Raw genomic sequence first — 19,722 nt, 5'->3', positions numbered from 1 at the left:
CCACGCGCCCGGGCCCGCCCGCCGATCGGCTTCAGCTCAACGGCTTGCAGAGCAGCACGTCGGGCACGCCGCCGTGGTTCCACTTCCAGGTGAACGCGACGCCGGAGAGGTACTCGCCGTCGGCGCACTGCCCCTTGTAGTTCCCGGGCGCCCAGTCGCTGGCGGTCGACCCGCCGCCGACGGGGCGGTTGTCGCCCTGGTCGAACCACACGGTGCGGCCCTGACTGCTCGGCAGCGCCGCGACGCTCGGCGCGCACAGCAGCTTGGAGGTCGACCATTTGTTGGTGGCGCCGACGGTGAGGCTGTAGCCCACCGCGAGCTGCCCGGCGGGGCACTGCAGCTTGCTGTACCCGACCGCCCAGTCGGTCTGCACCGTCGACTCGTCCTGGACGATCGTGCGGGCGGTCGTGAGGGCGGGCTGTCCGGCGTCGGTGCACAGGGCGCGGTTGGTGCTGCGGGCGACGCCGACGAGACGCTGGCTGTCGGGGCAGTTGCCCTTCCACTGGCCGGGGTCCCAGTCGGGGCGGGTGTTCATGATCGCCGAGGCGTTCGTGTCGGGCGAGGTCGCGCCGCTGCCCAGCATGTTCCAGCGCGGCACCGACGCCACCGGCCCGGTCTTGCCGGACGCCGTCACGAGCTGCTGCCACTTCGCGTACCGCCAGTCGTCGGCGATGCTGAGCTTCGTGCCGTCGGACTTGTACGCGAGCAGGGAGAAGGTGTCGACGAAGCTGCCGTCGTCCCGTGCCTGGGTGACCAGCGGCCACGCTGCGAAGTCGCTATCGTTCGCCACGAGGAGGTCGATGAAGTTCGCCCACCACGCCTTCTCCTTCGCATTCGTCTGCCCGGCGCCGGTCGTGCCGAATTCGCTGAACCAGACGGGCGCCGTGTAGTGCTGGTTCGCGGTGTTCACGAAGAGCGCGGCCTCCTGCACCGCCGCGGCGAGCTCGCTCGCGCTGAGGTCCCGGTAGCGCGGGTCGGTCGTCTCGCCGATGCCGGTGGCGCCCGTGTGGCGCGGGCCAGTGAAGCCGTAGATGTGCGCGGCGTAGACGAGCTTGTTCGGGACGGGGAGGGTGTTCGAGAGAGTCCGCACCGGCTTCAGATGCGGCCGGTCGTGGGGCGTGACGTCGGTGGGGATGCCCTGCCAGTTGATGCCCTCCATGACCACGAGCACCTCGGGGTTCGCCTTCTGGATTGCGATCCCGGCCAACTGGTAGGCCTTGTAGAGGTCGTGCTCGTTGCCCCATCCCCAGTTGGCGTCGTTCATCAGGTCGCGCCGCACCTCGTTGCGCAGGTCCATCCCGACGACGCGAGGGTTGTTCCGGTAGCGCGTCGTGAGCATGACCCAGTCGTCGATCCACTTCTGGGTGGTCTGGCTGCTGTTCCAGCGTTCGTTCCCGTCGTTGGTGCCGCAGCACCAGCGCGATGTCGTGGTGTGGTTGTTCAGGATGACGGCGAAGCCGTCGGCGGTGAGGGCCGCGACGACCGCGTCGAACACCTGCAGCGGTGTCTTGCCGCGCAGAGTCGGGTTGGCGGCGACCGCGGCGTCGGGCACGGGCGCCGTCATGCCGAGCATCTCGTTCGAGAACGACAGCCGGATGCTGTTCAGCCCGAGCGCACGGAAGTCGTTCAGCAGCGTGGGCATCGGCACGCGGTCGAGGCCCATCGGGATGTCGTAGCTGACGCCGCTGGTGTGGCTGGCGGGATCGTTCTTGTCGCCGCTGCCGCTCCAGTGGCCCTGCGCCCCGTCCCAGTTCCCCGACTTCAGCTTGAACCGGTCGCCGTCGGCGTCGACGATGTAGCGCCCGCTGGTGCTGAGCGGCGCGGTCCACGATGCGGCGAGCTCCGGGCCGGTGAGCTGCGGGATCGCGAGCGGCGCGGGTTCCGCGGCCATGGCCGGCCCGGCGAGTGAAGCGGCGAGCACGGCGGCACCGAGTGCCGCCACCAGATTTCGTGTTCTGCGACGTTGCATGTTCGAACCTCCTCGTTCGGCTGGGATGCCTGGTCGCACCGCGCATCGTGGGATGCGAGCCGGCCCGGCGAGCGCCATGCTATGGGCGCGGTTTCCAGAATGTCAACGTAAACATGTTCACGTCACCATTCTGTACGGGCCGGCCGACGAGCGTCGGGCGGGCGACCCGCGCTGCCATGCCCATCCGGCTATAGTTCCCCGCATGGTCACCGATCGACTCCTGGACGGCCGGCTCAAGATCCGGCATCTCGTGCTCGTCACCGCCATCGCGGACGAGGGCACGCTCGTCCGCGCGGCCGAGTCGCTGCACATCACCCAGCCCGTCGTCACCCGGGGCCTCCGCGAGATCGAGGAGGTGCTCGCGGCCCCGCTCTTCGAGCGCCTTCCCCGCGGGGTCACGCCGACGCCCTACGGGCAGGTCTTCATCGAGCGGGCCCGCTCGGTGCTCGCCGAGCTGCGCGCCGCCGGTGAGGAGGTGCGGCTGCTGCGCTCCGGCCAGCTCGGCACGGTGACGGTCGGCACGCACCTCGCCGGCTCGAACCTGCTGCTGCCGCGCGCGATCGCGGGGCTCAAGGCGGAGCATCCCAAGCTCACCGTCGTCGTGCGCGAGGGCACGCCCGACGCGCTGCAGCAGTGGCTGCTCGCGGGCGACCTCGACCTCACCGTGGGCCGGCTCTCGCCGACGGTGCCCGTGCGGCTGGAGCAGGAGCGGCTGCACCAGGAGCCGATCCGGCTCGTGGCGCGGGCTGGCCATCCCGTGCACGGCGGTGGCCGCGGCACCGCGCTCGCCGAACTGCTCGCCTATCCGTGGATCTTCCCGGTCGCGCAGACGGCGCTGCGGGCCGAGCTCGAGGCGGTGTTCTTCCAGGAGGGCCTGCCGCTGCCGGCCGACCGCGTGGAGTGCACCTCGATGCTGACCCTGCGCAACCTCCTCGTGTCGACCGACGTCATCGCCGCGCTGCCGATGTTCATCGCGGTGGACGACCGGGAGCTGCGCATCCTGCCGACGGCGCTGAGCTCGATCCGGCGTTCGGTCGGCGTCACGCTGCCGAAGGACCGGGCGCCGTCGCCCGCCGCGGCCGCGCTGCTCGCGCACCTCCGCGAGGAGGGCGCGAAGCTCGCCGAGCTCGAGGAGGAGTTCGCGCGCAGCGAGGGCAAGCCGCGCGCCTGATATGCCCGCCTGGTCATAGCTCGAAGCCGAAAGGATATTGGACAGCATCGCTCGGGCTGGCGACGCTGAAAGGGACGGCGCATCGAGGCGCCGACGTTCCCAGCCGATTCTGGAGGCGACATGGCCGGCTCTCCCTACGTTCCCGACGCGAAGAAGTACCGCCCGGAGGATTTCCAGCGCGTCCCCGGCGAGCCGGCCGATCCCGACCCCGCCAGCTGGGGCATGCAGCCCGACGGCACCTTCCTGCCGCCGGCGCACACGCCCTCGGTGCCGCGCGACGTGTTCGTCGACTGGCCCGGCCAGCTCGACTACCGCGACCCCGAGACCTACGCGCTCAACGCGACCGCCGAGGCGTTCTACCCGATCGTCGTGAACACGAGCCACTCCTGGCAGTGCATCTACGACTGGGACGGCGTCCGCTACATGCTGCACTACGGCGGCGGCAACCACTGGAAGCTCTACGACATCACCGACCCGCGCAACCTCACGATCGTCGACGAGGAGCAGTGGGGCTGGGGCGACCCCCGCCCGCAGTTCGGCGCGACCACCGTGCAGTGGAACCAGCGGCTCGGCAAGTACCTGGCGATCCAGGCGAGCGAGACGCCCCGCTACTTCCTCAAGGGCCGCGTCGCCAACAAGTGGATCGACGACACCGTCGAGGGGCAGCTGAAGGAGTGGGAGGGCCTGCGCGGCTTCCGCACCTTCGAGATGCACGGGCCGAGCCCGCGCGACTGGACCATCATCAACGAGACCTCCACCGACCCGAACCACGGGCCCGACGAGATCCAGGAGGGCAACGGCGTCCTCGACCTGCCGGTGTACTACGGCGGGCAGTACCTCTTCGTCGCGACCGCCCCCGACAACACCTTCATCAACCAGCCCTACAAGACCACCCTCTGGGCCGCCGGTCACGCCGCCTACGACGTGAGCGACCCGACGCAGCCCGAACTGCTCTCCACGTGGTGGGTGCCGGGCACGCGTGCCGGCGAGGAGGACGACTCCGAGTACCTCGCGAACAACGAGCGCTGGAACAACAAGACCTCGTGGTTCGGCTCGCGCATGGGCATCTTCCTGCCCCGCTCGGTCGAGTCGGGCTGGAAGTACGGCTACGCCGCGCAGGGCGGCCAGGGCTTCTTCGTGCTCGACGTCTCCGACCCGTCGAACATCCACCACGTCGGCTGGTGCGAGCTCCCCTCGAGCGTCGCGGGCACCGAGGGCGACAACGTCGACACCACGCAGGTCGAGGAGACCGGCTACGTCTACGTCTCGGGCTACCCGATGAACACCGACTGCTACGAGCCGGCCAAGGAGATCTACCAGATCGACGTCAGCGACCCGACGAACCCCCGGCTCGTGCGCACGCTGCCCCGCCCGGTGCCGCCCGCCGAGGCGAAGTTCACCGACTGGGCGCAGCGACGCGGCTCCTTCGGGCCGAAGCGCTCGGGCTACTTCACGAACACCGGCATCCCGCACGGCGGCGTCATCCCCTACGCCTTCTACGCCGCGGGCCTGCAGATCTTCGACGTGCGCGACCCGGAGGACCCGAAGGTCGGCGCCTACTTCGTGCCGCCGATGGGGTTGAAGGACGACGACGACCTCGCGGCGCCCGTGCACGGCGTGTTCGTCGAGTGGGACCGCAACCTGATCTGGCTGTTCGCGAACCACGGCATCTACGCGGTGTCGACGCCGCTGCTCGGCGAGCCGGTGGTGGGGCTGCCGCCCGCCTGAGCGGCGCGCCGCCGCGGCCGGCCGGCCCCAAGGTGATTCGCTGTGCAGCATTCCGATCGCTGATCGGATCCAGAATACAAAATCCGAAGGAGGGGCGTCATGGACGACGTCGCAGCCCGCAACAAGGAGATCGCCCTCGAGGTCTGGGGCAACGACCTCGACTCGCACAAGACCTCGCCCGACGACCCCTCGTTCCGCGAGCACTTCGAGCGGTACTACACCGAGGACTACTGGAACCACGCCTCGCAGCCCGGCAAGGACCGCGGCTTCCAGAACGCGTACTACGTGCGCAAGGCGTTCCTCGAGCTGTTCACCGACCCGAACTTCGTGATCGACAAGGTCGCGGCCGACGGCGACCTGGTCTTCCTCGAGGGCGTGTTCACGGCGAAGCACACGGGCCTCACGCTGTACGGCGTCCCGGCGACGGGCGTCGAGGTGAGCCAGCCGCAGGTGCACATCCTGCGCTTCCGCGACTTCAAGATCAGCGAGCACTTCGTCGTGCGCGACGACTACGAGATGTACCGCCAGGTCGTCCCGCTCGACCAGGACGGCGGCATCCTCCGCTTCGTCGACACCGACAAGTACGACGCCGAGCGCGAGGATGCGGCACCGGTGGAGGCCGGGAGATGACGGTCTCCGACTTCCAGATCGAGGACAAGCTCATCGAGCGCGAGCTCGACCCGAGCTACCACGAGTTCTCCGTCGAACCGACGGGCCGGCAGGTGACCGTCGTGCTCGGCGGCGTGGTCGTCGCGCGCAGCCGCCGGGTCGCGCTGCTGCACGAGTCGAAGCACATGCCGGTGTACTACTTCCCGGTCGAGGACGTGCGGATGGACCTGCTGAGCCCGTCCGGCCGCACGAAGGACACCCCGCTCAAGGGCGTCGCCCGCTACCTCGACGTCGACACCGGCACGAAGCGCGTGGCGGACGGCGCGTGGATCCACGAGGCGCCGACCTCGCCCGCGGCCGAGCCGCTGCGCGGCATGGTCGCCTTCTACTGGGCGAAGATGGACCGCTGGTTCGAGGAGGACGACGAGGTCTACAAGCACCCGCGCGACCCGTACCACCGGGTCGACGTGCTGAACTCCTCGCGCCACGTGCAGATCGTGGTGCTCGGCGAGCTCGTCGCCGAGTCGCGCCGCCCGAGGCTGCTCTTCGAGACCCGTCTGCCCACCCGGTACTACCTGCCCTGGGCCGATGTGCGCTCGGAGCTCCTCGTGCCGTCCACGACCCGCTCGACCTGCCCCTACAAGGGCGACGCCGAGTACTGGTCGGTGCAGATCGGCGACCAGCTCGTGAAGGACCTCGCCTGGTCGTACCGCCACCCCATCGCCGAGTGCCCGAAGATCGAGAACCTCGTCTGCTTCTACGACGAGCAGGTGGACGCCGTCATCGTCGACGGCGTCGAGCAGGAGCGGCCGCGCACCGCCTGGTCGAAGGCCCCGACTGTGCGCACCGTCGCCCCCACGGAGAGCTGAGACCCGCATGACCACCAAGACCACGGACGCGCAGCACGGCGGCGGACGCCTCGTCGTCGAGAACCTGCAGAAGCACTACGAGCTCGACGGCGCCGAGGTGGCCGTCGTGAAGGGCGTCGACTTCACGATCGAGCCCGGCACCTTCTACTCCCTGCTCGGCCCCTCGGGCTGCGGCAAGACGACCACGCTCCGCTGCGTCGCCGGGCTCGAGACGAGCAACGGCGGCAGCATCCGGCTCGACGGCGACGTGCTGTCGACCGGGGACCGGCACGTGCCGCCGAACAAGCGCGACGTCGGCATGGTCTTCCAGAACTACGCGATCTGGCCGCACATGACCGTGTTCCAGAACGCGGTCTTCCCGCTCCAGGTCTCGGGCGGCCGGCTGCCCAAGGCGCAGGCCAGGACGCGCGCGATGGAGGCGCTCGAGCTCGTGCAGCTCGACCACCTCGCCGAGCGGCCGGCGACCGCCCTCTCCGGCGGTCAGCAGCAGCGGCTCGCCCTCGCCCGCGCGCTCGCGCACCGGCCCCGGCTGCTGCTCCTCGACGAGCCGCTCTCCAACCTCGACGCGAAGCTGCGCGACACGATGCGCACCGAGCTGCGGAGCCTGCAGCGCAGCCTCGGCATCAGCGCCCTCTACGTCACGCACGACCAGTCGGAGGCGCTCTCCATGTCCGACCGCGTCGCCGTCATGAACGGCGGGCGGATCGTGCAGGAGGCCTCGCCGCGCGAGCTCTACGACCGCCCGGCGGACCGCTTCGTGGCGGACTTCGTCGGCCGGGTGAATATGATCCCCGCCGTCGTCCGCGACCGCGACGAGCACGGCGACGCCGTGGTCGAGGCCTTCGGCACCCGCATGGTGACGCCCTGCCCCGGCGGCGTCGTCCGCGGTGAGGAGGTCACGATCACGTTCCGGCCCGAGAGCATCCGCTGGCACGACACCGCGCCGGCGGGCCGGCCGAACGTGCTGCCGGCCCGGGTCGTCCGCGTCGAGTTCCTCGGCGAGATCGTCGAGTACGAGGCCGAAGTGCACCACGACGGCACCACGGTCGGCCGGCTCACCGCGCGCGGCGCCCCCATGGCGTCGCCGCGGGAGGGCGCCGAGGTCTTCCTCGAGCTCGCTCCGCACGCCTGCCGCGTGCTCGTCGACGATCCCGTCGGCTGAGCGGCGCGGCATCCGCCCGGCCAGTCCGGGCCCCGAGATCGCACCACCGCACGACCAAGGCACCACCTGCACGACCGCACGACCAGCACCACTGAACCAGAACCCCCGATCCAGGTCAGAGAGGACATGAGGATCATGCGCACACGGATGGGATACGTCGCAGTCGCGGCAGCAGGCATGCTGCTGCTGAGCTCCTGCGCCACCGGCGGCGGCGAGGCCGCGCCGACGGCGGCAGCCGGCGAGGGCGCGGACATCGCGCCCTGCGAGGCCGTCGAGGTCGGCGCGATCACGCGCTGCGAGAACTTCTACGAGGACAACTGGCCGGAGATCGACCGGCAGCTCGACGAGCTCTACGAGCAGGCGAAGGAGACCGACGGCGGCCGCCTCGTCATCTGGGACTGGTACGAGCTCGGCCCGGAGGTCATCGCGGCCTTCAACGAGCGCTTCCCCGACCTCACGATCGAGACCCGCGGGCTCACCTACAACCTGTCGTCCGCGATCATCTCGGCGAAGGCCACCGGCTCGCGCAACACCGACGTCGTCTCGGGCTCGATCACCTCGATGGCCGCGATGTACGACGAGGGCTTCTGGGAGAAGGTCGACTGGTCCTCGTTCGGCGTGCCGAAGGAGTACCTCGAGCTCGGTGCCCCGGAGCTGCTGCCCGACAGCATCAACGGCTCGCTCATGCAGGTCAACACCGACAAGATCGAGGCCCCCGACTCGCTCGACGGCCTCCTCGCCCCCGAGTACACGGGCAAGGTCTCCGTCGCCGCGTACAACGCCGTCGTGTTCGCCGGTTACGGCAAGGCGCTCGGCGAGGACGCGATGGTCGAGCTGATCGGCGAGCTGAAGTCGAGCGGCACGCTGTCGCTGCTCGAGGACCAGAACACCCCGCTGTCGAGCGGCGACGTGCCGATCGCGCTCAACCAGACCCTGTTCAACCCGAACCCGAGCCTCGCGGCGCAGCCCTTCGAGCACTCGGGCGTCTGGGCGCAGTTCTCGGGCGTGAACACCGACGCGAAGAACAAGCCCGGCGCCATGCTCTGGGTGCTCTGGAACGCCTACGACCCGGACTGGCTGAAGCTGCGGATGACGGACGAGCGATTCGCCACCACGCAGGTGCCGTACGCCGGCCTGCCCTCCTCGCTCTTCGACGAGGCCACCGGTCTCATGAAGACGAACGCCGACGCGCTGCTCACGGGCCTCGAGTCCGGCGCGGAGACGGAGACGCAGGACACCCGGGATGAGTGGAACGCGCTCATCAACGCCGCCGACGCCGCGCTGAACGGCTGATCGATGTCGACGGCAGGACGGGCCCGGCGCCCGGGCGGAGCGAGGCCGGGGCGGCAGCGTCCCACGACGATGACTGCGGCGATGATCGTCGCGGGGGTCGTGATCTTCCTCCTCCTCGCGGTGCCGCTCATCGTCCAGGTGATCACCGCGTTCCGCGGCCCGTTCCTGCCGTTCGGCGTCGCCTCCGCGCAGTGGGGCGTCTCCAACTTCGTCACCCTCTGGGAGCTCCGCGAGGACTTCTGGTCGGTGCTCGGCGCCACGGGCGCTTTCGTCGGCGGCTCGACGCTGCTGTCGCTGCTCATGGCCTTCGGGCTGGCGTGGGTGACGGTGCGCACCGACTTCCCGTTCCGGCGGGTGATCGGCGTGCTCGTGATCGTGCCGTACACCATCCCGCCGATCGTGAAGGCGCAGGCGTACCTGCTCATGGTCTCGCCGGAGACCGGCGTACTGAACCAGCTGCTGCGGCTCCTGCCGTGGACCGGCGACGTGCCGATCGACCCCTACGCCTTCGGCACCCTCATCCTGATCCAGGCCCTCACGAACGTGACGTTCCCGTACCTGATGATCGTGCCGATCCTCACGAACATGGACGGCTCGCTCGAGGAGTCCGCCCGCGCCTCGGGCGCGAGCTGGGGCGAGACGCTCCGCCGGGTCACCCTGCCGATGCTCTGGCCCGGCCTCCTCGGCGTCGCCGTGCTCACCTTCATCCTCGGCCTCGGCAGCCTCGAGGTGCCGCTGCTGTTCGGCCAGGAGTCCGGCCGCTCGATCTTCGCGCTGAAGCTCTGGACGCTGATCAGCTCGAACGCCGGCGAGCTGCCGCAGTACGGCCTCGCCGCGGCCTGGGGCCTCGTCTTCCTCGTCATCACGACGATCGCCTTCGCGGTGTACCTGCGGGCGACGCGGAACGCCGAGCGGCGGGCCTCGGTCTCGGGCAAGGGCTTCCGGCCGACGACGATGAAGCTCGGCGCGTGGCGCATCCCCGTCGCGATCGGCGTCGCGATCTTCATCCTGCTGACCGCCGTGCTGCCGCTCTTCGCCCTGTTCTGGGCGGCGATCACGCCCTACCCGATCGCGTTCAGCTTCACCGCGCTCGTCGAGCAGACCCAGTTCGGCTCCTTCGCCGCGGTGCTCGCCGACGGCGAGTTCTGGGCCTCGCTCGGCCGCACCCTCGTCATCGCGGGCGGCAGCGCCACGATCGCCTGCGTCGCGGCGACCGTGCTCGCCTACGGCATCGCCCGCAGCACCTCCACGTGGTGGACCCGCGCGGTCGACCTCTTCGCCTCCTCCTCGGTGGCGATCCCGGCGACGATCGCGGGCTTCGCGATGTTCCTGCTGTTCATGGTGATCAACCCGGTCATCCCGATCGCGGGCACCGTGCTCGCGCTCGTCATCGCGTACTCGTACCGGGTGTCGATCGCGTACCGGGCCTCGTACAGCGCGACGCTGCAGATCCGCACCGAGCTGGAGGAGGCGGCGCTCACGAGCGGTGCGAGCCGGCTCGCGACGTTCCGCCGGGTGATCGCGCCGCTGCTGCTGCCGACGGTGCTCGCGGTGTGGATCCAGGTGTTCATCCTCGGCACGAACGAGTTCACGCTGCCCGCCTTCCTCGCGACGCCCGAGTCGCGGCCGCTGTCGATGTACGTCTACGCGATGATCAACCCGCGCTCGGCGCAGCTCTACGCGCCGGACCAGGGCGCGGCGATGGCCCTCGTCTTCACGCTGCTCGTGTTCCTGATCGGCTACGGGCTGCAGTGGGCGGTGTCGCTCCGGGCGATCGGCCGAGCGAAGCGCCGGCCGGGCCTGCCCGGCCTCGGCTCGCGGAGCGGCAAGCCCCCGGTCGCGCCGGCGCCCGACACGATCTCCATCGCCGCGCAGGAGCATCAGGAGCACCGCGCGCGCACGAAGCTCCGCACGCCGGACGCAGCCGGCAGCGAGCGCTCGGTCAGTCGCAGCTGACCGGGCGGTGCCGGGGCGGCGGGCGGTGGGATGCCGGTCGCCCCGGTGCGTGACACGGCGCTGTACACCGCGTCCAGTGCGGTGGCATCCGATGTACATCAGGGCGTCGCGGGACGCGGGGGAGCCGACCTAGCATTGCGGTCATCCTCCCCCGTCGTCACTTGCATCGGAGCAACCAATGACCCTCGTCGACACCCCGGCCACCGCCACCGGAGGCCCCGCGCTCGCACAGGAGCGCCGCCTCGTCACCGCCATCCCCGGCCCCCGCTCGCAGGAGCTGCTGGCCCGCAAGGCGAGCGCCGTCGCCGCGGGCGTCGGCCACACCCTGCCGATCTCGGTCGTCGCGGCCGGCGGCGGCGTCGTCGTCGACGCCGACGGCAACTCGCTCATCGACCTCGGCTCCGGCATCGCGGTGACCGGCGTCGGCAACTCGGCCCCCCGCGTCGTCGAGGCCGTCACGGCCCAGCTGAACGCCTTCACGCACACCTGCTTCACCGTCTCGCCCTACGAGGGCTACGTCGCCGTCGCCGAGAAGCTCAACGAGCTCACCCCCGGCGACCACGTCAAGCGCACCGCCCTGTTCAACTCGGGCGCCGAGGCCGTCGAGAACGCCGTGAAGATCGCGCGCCACTACACGAAGAAGCAGGCCGTCGTCGCCTTCGACCACGCCTACCACGGCCGCACCAACCTCACCATGGGCCTGACGGCGAAGAACCAGCCGTACAAGAACGGCTTCGGCCCCTTCGCCCCCGAGATCTACCGCGCCCCGCTCAGCTACCCCTTCCGTGACGGCGGGCTCGACGGACGCGAGGCGGCGGCCCGGGCCATCCTCGGCATCGAGAAGCAGATCGGCGCCGAGAACCTCGCCGCGATCATCATCGAGCCCATCCAGGGCGAGGGCGGCTTCATCGTGCCGGCCCCGGGCTTCCTCGCCGCGCTCGTCGAGTGGGCGACCGCGAACGACGTCGTCTTCATCGCCGACGAGGTGCAGACCGGCTTCGCCCGCACCGGCGCCTGGTTCGCGAGCGAGCACGAGGGCATCGTGCCCGACCTGATCGTCACCGCGAAGGGCATCGCCGGCGGCCTCCCCCTCTCGGCGGTCACCGGCCGCGCCGAGATCATGGACGCCGCCCAGGTCGGCGGCCTCGGCGGCACCTACACGGGCAGCCCGATCGCCTGCGCCGCGGCGCTCGCGACGATCGAGACCTACGCCGAGGACGGCCTCGTCGAGCGCGCCAAGGAGATCGGCTCGGTGCTCATCGGCCGCCTGAACGCCCTGCGCACCGCCGACGCCCGCATCGGCGACGTCCGCGGCCGCGGCGCCATGGTCGCGATCGAACTCGTCGACCCCGAGACCGGGGCCCCCGACGCCGCCCTCACCGGCAAGGTCGCGAAGTACGCCCACGAGCAGGGCGTCATCCTGCTCACCTGCGGCACCTACGGCAACGTCATCCGCTTCCTCCCGCCGCTCACGATCTCCGACGAGCTCCTCATCGAGGGCCTCGGCGTCGTGGCCGAGGGGCTCAAGCAGGCATGAGCACCGTGATCGACGGGGCGGCGACGGTCGCCGCCCCCGTCGCGACGCCCCTCGAGGACGCCCGCGCCCAGCTCGCCGAGGCCATCGCGCTGCTCGGCTACAGCGACGGCACCCGGCAGATGCTCGCGACCCCGCGCCGCGAGCTCACCGTCGCCGTGCCGCTGCGCACCGACGCCGGCGAGACCCGCCTGTTCACCGGCTACCGGGTGCAGCACAACTTCAGCCGCGGTCCCGCCAAGGGCGGCCTCCGCTACGCGCCGAACGTGAACCTCGACGAGGTCCGCGCGCTCGCGATGTGGATGACGTGGAAGTGCGCCCTGCTCGACGTGCCGTACGGCGGCGCGAAGGGCGGCATCGCGATCGACCCGCGCGAGCACTCGCAGGCCGAGCTCGAGCGCGTGACCCGTCGCTACACGAGCGAGATCCTCCCGATCATCGGGCCGGAGCGCGACATCCCCGCGCCCGACATCGGCACCGATGAGCGCACGATGGCGTGGATCATGGACACCTACTCGGTGAACTCCGGGTACACGGTGCCCGGCATCGTGACCGGCAAGCCGATCGCGCTCGGCGGCTCGCAGGGGCGCGCGAGCGCCACCTCGCGCGGCGTCACCCACATTGCGCTCGCCGCCCTCCGTCACGCCGGCATCACCCAGTCGCAGGCCACCGCGGCCGTGCAGGGCTTCGGCAAGGTCGGCGCCGACGCGGCCCGCTTCCTCGCCGAGGCCGGTGTCACCGTGCAGGCCGTCAGCGACCAGTACGGCGCCGTGTTCAACGCCGCGGGCCTCGACATCGAGGCGCTCGGCGACCACGTGCAGCGCACCGGCGCGGTCGTCGGCTTCGCCGGCGGCGAGGCGCTCGACGGCGCCGCCCTGCTCGAGCTCGACGTCGACCTGCTCGTGCCGGCCGCCGTCGAGGGCGTGCTGCACGAGGGCAACGCCGGCCGGGTCGGCGCGAAGGTCATCGTCGAGGGCGCGAACGGTCCGACGACGCCCGACGCCGACCGGATCCTGCGCGAGCGCGGCATCCTCGTCGTCCCCGACATCCTCGCGAACGCCGGCGGCGTGATCGTCTCCTACTTCGAGTGGGTGCAGGCGAACCAGGCCTACTGGTGGCGCGCCGACGAGGTGGAGTCCAGACTGGAGGAGCGGATGCTGAGCGCCTGGGAGCACGTGCTGGGCTATGCCCGGTCGCGCGACCTCTCGCTCCGCACCGCCGCCACGGCGCTCGCGGTCGAACGCGTCGCCGAGGCGCATAAGCTGCGCGGCCTGTACCCCTGATCGGGCCCGCTCCCTCCCGACTCGCCCGACGTTCATGAACGTCGGGCACGTCGGGGGTGCACCGCACGAACATCCATCGAAACGGAAGTCACACATGACGAACGCAACGCTTGAATCCTCGGTGCTCGACAAGGTCGAGGGCCGGCTGTTCATCGGGGGAGCCTGGGTCGACGCCGAGGGCGGCAAGACCCTCGAGGTCGCCGACCCCTCGACGGGCGACACCATCAAGGTCATCGCCGACGCCTCGCCGGCCGACGGCATCAAGGCCCTCGACGCGGCCGTGGCCGCGCAGGACGAGTGGGCCAAGGTCGCCCCGCGCCAGCGCGGCGAGCTGCTGCGCCGCGCCTTCGACCTGCTCACCGAGCGCAAGGAGGAGTTCGCGCTCCTCATGACGCTCGAGATGGGCAAGCCGATCGCCGAGGCCCGCGGCGAGGTCGTCTACGGCGGCGAGTTCCTCCGCTGGTTCAGCGAGGAGGCCGTGCGCATCTCCGGCCGCTACGGCCTGAACCCCGAGGGCACCGGCCACATGGTCGTCTCGCAGCGGCCCGTCGGCCCCTCGTTCTTCATCACCCCGTGGAACTTCCCGCTCGCGATGGCGACCCGCAAGATCGCCCCCGCGCTCGCGGCCGGCTGCACCGTCGTCATCAAGCCCCCGGCCCTCACGCCGCTCACGACGATCGCGTTCGTGCAGCTGCTCGAGGAGGTCGGCCTGCCCAAGGGTGTCGTGAACGTCATCCCGACCTCGACTTCGTCGAAGGTCTCCGGCCCGATCATCGAGGACCCGCGGCTGCGCAAGCTCAGCTTCACGGGCTCGACCGAGGTTGGCCGCGCCCTCATGAAGCAGGCCGCCACCGGCATCCTGCGCACCTCGATGGAGCTCGGCGGCAACGCCCCCTTCGTCGTGTTCGAGGACGCCGACCTCGACAAGGCGGTCGACGGCGCGATGCTCGCGAAGTTCCGCAACATCGGCCAGGCGTGCACGGCGGCGAACCGCTTCATCGTGCACGAGAAGGTCGCCGCCGAGTTCTCGAAGCGCGTCGCCGAGCGCGTCGCCTCGTTCAAGGTCGGCCGCGGCACCGCGGACGACGTGAACATCGGGCCGCTCATCGACGACAAGGCCGTGGCCTCGACCGACGAGCTCGTGCAGGACGCCGTGTCGAAGGGCGCCAAGGTGCTCACCGGCGGCACCGTCATCGACGGCGCCGGCTCGTTCTACGCGCCGACGGTGCTCGGCGACGTGTCGGCCGACGCGCGCCTGCTCCGCGAGGAGATCTTCGGGCCGGTGCTCGGCATCACCACCTTCGCCGACGAGGACGAGGCCGTGCGCCTCGCCAACGACACCGAGTACGGGCTCGTCTCGTACGTCTTCACCGAGGACCTGGCGCGCGGCCACCGCATGATCGAGCGCCTCGCCACGGGCATGATGGGCCTGAACACCGGGCTCGTCTCGAACGCGGCGGCCCCCTTCGGCGGCATCAAGCAGTCCGGCATCGGCCGCGAGGGCGGCGCAGAGGGCATCCACGAGTACCTCGACACCAAGTACACGCTCATCCCGGTGAGCTGAACCCGCGGGCGGATGCCGCAGGCGCACGCCTGCGGCATCCGCCTTCGTGTTTCTCCGAACGAACAGAAGCAGGAACCAGGAACCATGGAACGCATCGAAACCGACGTCGTCGTGATCGGAGCCGGCGCCGCCGGCCTCACCGCCGCGACCGAGCTGAAGGCCGCGGGCAAGCGCGTCGTCGTGCTCGAGGCGCGCGACCGCGTCGGCGGCCGTCTCTGGAACGGCGACTTCGACGGGCACCTGCTCGAGATCGGCGGCCAGTGGGTCTCGCCCGACCAGGACGCCCTGATCGAGACCCTCGCCGAGCTCGGCCTCGAGACCTACTCGCGCTACCGCGAGGGCGAGAACGTCTACATCGCGGAGGACGGCGAGCGCCGCCGCTTCGAGGGCGAGATCTTCCCGGTCCCCGCAAAGACCGAGGGCGAGATCCTCGGCCTCATCGAGAAGCTCGACGCGCTCGTCGCCGAGATCGACCCCGAGGCCCCCTGGGCGCACCCGCGCGCGAAGGAGCTCGACGAGATCTCCTTCGCCGAGTGGCTCGGCACCCAGACCGACGACGAGGAGGCGAAGCTCAACATCGGCATGTTCATCGCCGGCGCGATGCTGACGAAGCCGACGCACGCCTTCTCGGCCCTGCAGGCGCTGCTGATGGCCGCATCGGCCGGCTCGTTCTCGCACCTCGTCGACGCGGACTTCATCCTCGACCAGCGCGTCGTCGGCGGCCTGCAGCAGGTGCCGCTCCGCCTCGCCGAGCGCCTCGGCGACGACGTCGTCAAGCTCGAGCAGCCCGTGCGCACCATCCGCTGGTCGCCGGAGGACCCGGCCGCGGGCGTCACCGTCGTGACCGACTCGCTCGAGGTCGCCGCCGACCGCGTCATCCTCGCGCTCGCGCCGATCCTGTACTCGCGGATCAGCTACGACCCGCCGCTGCCGCGCCGCCAGCACCAGCTGCACCAGCACCTCTCCATGGGCTTCGTGATCAAGGTGCACGCCGTCTACGAGACGCCGTTCTGGCGCGAGCAGGGCCTCTCGGGCACCGCGTTCAGCCCGTACGAGCTCTGCCACGAGGCGTACGACAACACGAACCACGGCGACACCCGCGGCACGCTCGTCGGCTTCGTCTCCGACGAGGAGGCCGACGGCGTCTTCGCGCTCTCCGCCGAGGAGCGGCAGGCGAAGATCCTCGAGTCGCTCTCGCACTACTACGGCGAGCAGGCGAAGAACCCGGTGCTCTACTACGAGAGCGACTGGGGCAGCGAGGAGTGGACCCGCGGCGCCTACGCCGCGAGCTTCGACATGGGCGGCCTCGCCCGCTACGGCGCCGACCTGCGCGAGCCGGTGGGCCCGATCTCCTTCGCCTGCTCCGACATGGCCGGCAAGGGGTACCAGCACGTCGACGGCGCGATCCGCATGGGCCGCCTCGCCGCGGCCAACATCCTCGCGGGCTGAGGGCCGCCGATGACTGCGAACACCGAGCCGGGCTACCGGATCGTCGTCGGCTACACGGCGGATGACTCGGGGGCCGACGCGCTCGCGCTGGGCGCCCGGATCGCCGGCGCCACGGAGGCCTCGCTCGAGGTCGTCATGGTGCTGCCGATCGAGGCGCGCGGCGGCGTCGTGCCCCGCGACCCGGGGCACGAGCGCCGCGTCAAGGAGCAGGCGCAGGCGTGGCTCGCCGAGGCCTCCGCCGGCCTCGGCGGCGTCGTCGACCAGGCGCTGCACATCCGCTACGCCGACTCCTTCGCCGAGGGCCTCGTGGCCGCGGCGCACGAGTTCGGCGCGCGGCTCGTCGTCGTCGGGCCCGCCCGCGGCGGGCTGTTCGGCCGCACCCGCATCGGCTCGGTGGCCTCCGAGCTGCTGCACTCGGCCGACGTGCCCGTCGCGCTCGCGCCCGTCGGCGCCCGCAAGCTGCCGGTCGCGGCGGGGCTCACCCGGGTCACCGCCGCCGTCGGCGGCACGCCCGGCGTCGTGCTCGAGGCATCCGTCGCGCTCGCCCGCCGGGCGCACGCGCCGCTGCGGCTGCTCTCGCTCGTGCCGATCGACCTGCCCGCGGGCGTCGACACCGGGCTCGTGAACCTCACGAGCACCGTCGCCGCCGAGCAGGCGCTCGAGGGCGCCCGCCGCGAGCTGCCCGACGGCGTCGAGGCGAGCGCCGTCGTCGCCACCGGCCAGACCATCGAGGAGTCCGTCGGCGCGCTCGACTGGGAGCCGGGCGAGCTCGTGCTCGTCGGCTCCAGCCGCCTCGCCGCGCCGTCGCGCCTCTTCCTCGGCGGCACCGCGACCAAGATGCTCCGCGAGCTGCCGGTGCCCCTGATCGTGGTGCCCCGCGCCGCCCAGACCCCCTGACCCCACCCGAAAGACCCTGCAATGACGCACGACCCCGCGAATCAGCACCTGGCCCACGAGGCCCACTCCCAACCGCACGCCCCGAACGCCCCGCTCACCACCGCGAGCGCGACGGTCGACGGCGGCGACCCCGGCCTCTCCAAGAAGGGCCTCTCGGCCGGATCGGTCGGGCTCATCGGCGCCATCGTCATCGGCATCTCCTGCATCGCCCCGGCGTACACGCTCACGGGCGCGCTCGGCCCGACCGTCGCGGAGGTCGGCACGCAGCTGCCGGCGATCTTCCTGCTCGGCTTCATCCCGATGCTGCTCGTCGCCTTCGGATATCGCGAGCTGAACAGCGCGATGCCGGACTCGGGCACCTCCTTCACCTGGGCGACGCGGGCCTTCGGCCCGTGGGTCGGCTGGATGGCCGGCTGGGGGCTCATCGCCGCGACCGTCGTGGTGCTGTCGAATCTCGCGGGCATCGCGGTGGAGTTCTTCTACCTCGCACTCGCGCAGGCCTTCAACAACCCCGACATCGCGAATCTCGTCGGCAACCCCTTCGTGAACGTCGCGACATGCCTGGTGTTCATCCTCGGGGCGACGTTCATCTCGTACCGCGACATGCAGACGACCCAGAAGCTGCAGTACTGGCTCGTCGGCTTCCAGCTGCTCGTGATGATCGGCTTCGGCGTCGCCGCGTTCTGGCACGTCGCGAACGGCACGGCGTTCGACCCGACGCAGATCGAGCTGAGCTGGTTCAACCCGCTCGAGGTCGGCTCGTTCTCGGCGATCGTCGCCGGGCTCTCGGTGTCGCTCTTCGTGTTCTGGGGCTGGGACGTCACGCTCACCATGAACGAGGAGACGAAGGGCTCGAACTCGACGCCGGGCCGGGCGGCGACGCTCACCGTCACCATCGTCGTCGCGATCTACCTCTTCGTGGCCATGGGCGCGCTCGCCTTCGCGGGCACGGGCGAGGCGGGCGTCGGCCTCGGCAACCCGGCGATCCAGGAGAACGCGTTCTTCTACCTCGCCGGCCCCATCCTCGGGCCGCTCGCGATCCTCATGTCGATCGCCGTGCTGTCCAGCTCGGCCGCCTCGCTGCAGTCGACCTTCGTCTCGCCCGCGCGCACCCTGCTCGCGATGGGGCACTACGGCGCGCTGCCGAAGCAGTTCTCCAAAGTGAGCCCGCGCTTCTTCACGCCCGGCTACGCCACGGTCGTCTCGGCGATCGTCGCGGCGGTGTTCTACACCGTGATGCGCTTCGTCAGCGAGGACGTGCTCTGGGACACCATCACGACGCTCGGCATGATGATCTGCTTCTACTACGGGCTGACCGCGTTCGCGTGCGTCTGGTACTTCCGCAAGACGTGGTTCCGCAGCGGCCGGAACGTGTTCTTCCGGCTCGTCGCGCCGCTCGTCGGCGGTCTCATCCTCGCGGTGCTGTTCTTCACCACGCTCATCGACAGCATGGACCCGGCGTACGGCTCGGGCTCGAACATCGGCGGCGTGGGCCTCGTGTTCATCCTCGGCGTCGTCATCCTGCTCGCCGGCGTCGTCGTGATGATCTGGCAGCGCATCAAACGGCCGGAGTTCTTCCGCAGCGAGCACCTCGCCCGCGGCGTCGCCGACCGCGACAGCTAGGCCGCACAGACTGGAGCCGCCCCGCCGACGACACTCGGCGGGGCGGCTCCGTTCGTGGTCGGGTCCGTTCCTGACAGCTCAGGAACGCCGGTGCGGTGATCCAGTCACCACTCGCTGGCCTCGATGCGGGTGACGCCGTTGGGTCGAACGAGGCTTCTGGCGATGCCGAGCGATCGATCGATGGTGACGGTTCCGCGCAATTCGCGGTCGTTCCGGTGCTCGATGGTGATGAGCAGCGCATCGGGCGCGTGGTCGTCTACCGCGAGCGGCCGCCAGTCGTCGCATGATCGGCCCCAGAGGGGAAGGTGCTCGATGAAGAGCATCTTCAGTGCGATGGAAGGAAGCGAGCCGGTCAGCGTGGTGGCTCGGGCGGAATCCGGCGAGCGGTAGAGCCCTCCCGAGTAGGACGCGATGAGTCGCCCGGAACCGGCATCGCTCAGCGTCCAGAACTCCTGTGACCGATCCAGCTCGATGCGCGAGAAGGTCGTCGTCGAACCGGACTGGGTCGCGGCATCGGCGACGAGGCGATCGGGCCGTGGCAGCTTGAGCAACCGTTCGAGCAGCCCGCTCTCGCTCGCCAGATCCCCCGAATGAACCCTCACCAGATCCCTGCCT

15 protein-coding genes are annotated in these 19,722 nt (G+C 70.7%); 13 read left to right on the top strand and 2 right to left on the bottom strand.

The features are described 5' to 3' along the window. Positions 1-31: 31 nt before the first annotated feature. Entirely contained in the window at positions 32-1,969 is a 1,938-nt protein-coding gene (locus tag ACFWE1_RS15495) for a glycoside hydrolase family 5 protein (RefSeq protein ID WP_376934300.1), read from the bottom strand. A 202-nt stretch (positions 1,970-2,171) separates the two neighbouring features. Between ACFWE1_RS15495 and ACFWE1_RS15490 the strand changes: the two genes are divergently transcribed. The 13 genes from ACFWE1_RS15490 (at position 2,172) to ACFWE1_RS15430 (ending at position 19,107) form a co-directional block, all read left to right on the top strand. Further along, positions 2,172-3,140 carry a LysR substrate-binding domain-containing protein gene (locus ACFWE1_RS15490; protein WP_376934299.1) on the top strand — a complete coding sequence of 323 codons (969 nt, stop codon included), beginning with the start codon at positions 2,172-2,174 and terminating at the stop codon, positions 3,138-3,140. 120 nt (positions 3,141-3,260) lie between these two features. Then, on the top strand, positions 3,261-4,868 hold the full coding sequence (locus ACFWE1_RS15485; RefSeq protein WP_376934298.1) for an LVIVD repeat-containing protein: 1,608 nt from the start codon (positions 3,261-3,263) through the stop codon (positions 4,866-4,868). 99 nt (positions 4,869-4,967) lie between these two features. Beyond that, positions 4,968-5,498 (top strand): ester cyclase, encoded by a 531-nt coding sequence (locus ACFWE1_RS15480; RefSeq protein WP_230768153.1) that lies wholly within the window; start codon positions 4,968-4,970, stop codon positions 5,496-5,498. Further along, positions 5,495-6,346, top strand: a complete 852-nt coding sequence (locus tag ACFWE1_RS15475; protein WP_376934297.1) for a DUF427 domain-containing protein — start codon at positions 5,495-5,497, stop codon at positions 6,344-6,346. Before ACFWE1_RS15480 ends, ACFWE1_RS15475 begins: the two co-directional genes overlap by 4 nt. 7 nt (positions 6,347-6,353) lie before the next feature. After that, entirely contained in the window at positions 6,354-7,508 is a 1,155-nt protein-coding gene (locus tag ACFWE1_RS15470) for an ABC transporter ATP-binding protein (RefSeq protein WP_376934296.1), read from the top strand. Positions 7,509-7,655: 147 nt separating this feature from the next. Further along, on the top strand, positions 7,656-8,801 hold the full coding sequence (locus ACFWE1_RS15465) for a hypothetical protein (protein ID WP_376934295.1): 1,146 nt from the start codon (positions 7,656-7,658) through the stop codon (positions 8,799-8,801). Positions 8,802-8,870: 69 nt separating this feature from the next. After that, complete coding sequence (locus ACFWE1_RS15460) at positions 8,871-10,757, top strand: ABC transporter permease (protein ID WP_376934294.1); 1,887 nt, start codon at positions 8,871-8,873, stop codon at positions 10,755-10,757. A gap of 178 nt (positions 10,758-10,935) precedes the next feature. Beyond that, entirely contained in the window at positions 10,936-12,294 is a 1,359-nt protein-coding gene (gabT, locus tag ACFWE1_RS15455) for a 4-aminobutyrate--2-oxoglutarate transaminase (RefSeq protein WP_243569369.1), read from the top strand. Then, the gene (locus ACFWE1_RS15450) at positions 12,291-13,574 is read left to right on the top strand and encodes a Glu/Leu/Phe/Val dehydrogenase (protein WP_376934293.1); all 1,284 of its coding nucleotides are present in this window, start codon (positions 12,291-12,293) and stop codon (positions 13,572-13,574) included. The genes gabT and ACFWE1_RS15450 overlap by 4 nt, the downstream gene beginning before the upstream one ends. Before the next feature lie 94 nt (positions 13,575-13,668). Next, positions 13,669-15,138, top strand: coding sequence for an NAD-dependent succinate-semialdehyde dehydrogenase (locus ACFWE1_RS15445; RefSeq protein ID WP_189085601.1), 1,470 nt, complete (start codon positions 13,669-13,671; stop codon positions 15,136-15,138). Between the two features lie 84 nt (positions 15,139-15,222). Continuing rightward, positions 15,223-16,587, top strand: coding sequence for a flavin monoamine oxidase family protein (locus ACFWE1_RS15440; RefSeq protein ID WP_376934292.1), 1,365 nt, complete (start codon positions 15,223-15,225; stop codon positions 16,585-16,587). A 9-nt stretch (positions 16,588-16,596) separates the two neighbouring features. After that, positions 16,597-17,484 carry a universal stress protein gene (locus tag ACFWE1_RS15435; protein WP_376934291.1) on the top strand — a complete coding sequence of 296 codons (888 nt, stop codon included), beginning with the start codon at positions 16,597-16,599 and terminating at the stop codon, positions 17,482-17,484. A gap of 21 nt (positions 17,485-17,505) precedes the next feature. Beyond that, positions 17,506-19,107, top strand: coding sequence for an APC family permease (locus tag ACFWE1_RS15430; protein ID WP_376934290.1), 1,602 nt, complete (start codon positions 17,506-17,508; stop codon positions 19,105-19,107). 104 nt (positions 19,108-19,211) lie between these two features. Here the strand turns inward: ACFWE1_RS15430 and ACFWE1_RS15425 are convergent, their stop codons facing one another. Further along, positions 19,212-19,709, bottom strand: coding sequence for a hypothetical protein (locus tag ACFWE1_RS15425; protein WP_376934289.1), 498 nt, complete (start codon positions 19,707-19,709; stop codon positions 19,212-19,214). Between the last annotated feature and the right edge of the window lie 13 nt (positions 19,710-19,722).

The organism is Agromyces sp. NPDC060279, from assembly GCF_042726785.1.
GTDB lineage: Bacteria > Actinomycetota > Actinomycetes > Actinomycetales > Microbacteriaceae > Agromyces.
Note: the sequence above shows the minus strand (reverse complement) of the source record. Positions and strands in the feature narration are given on the sequence as shown.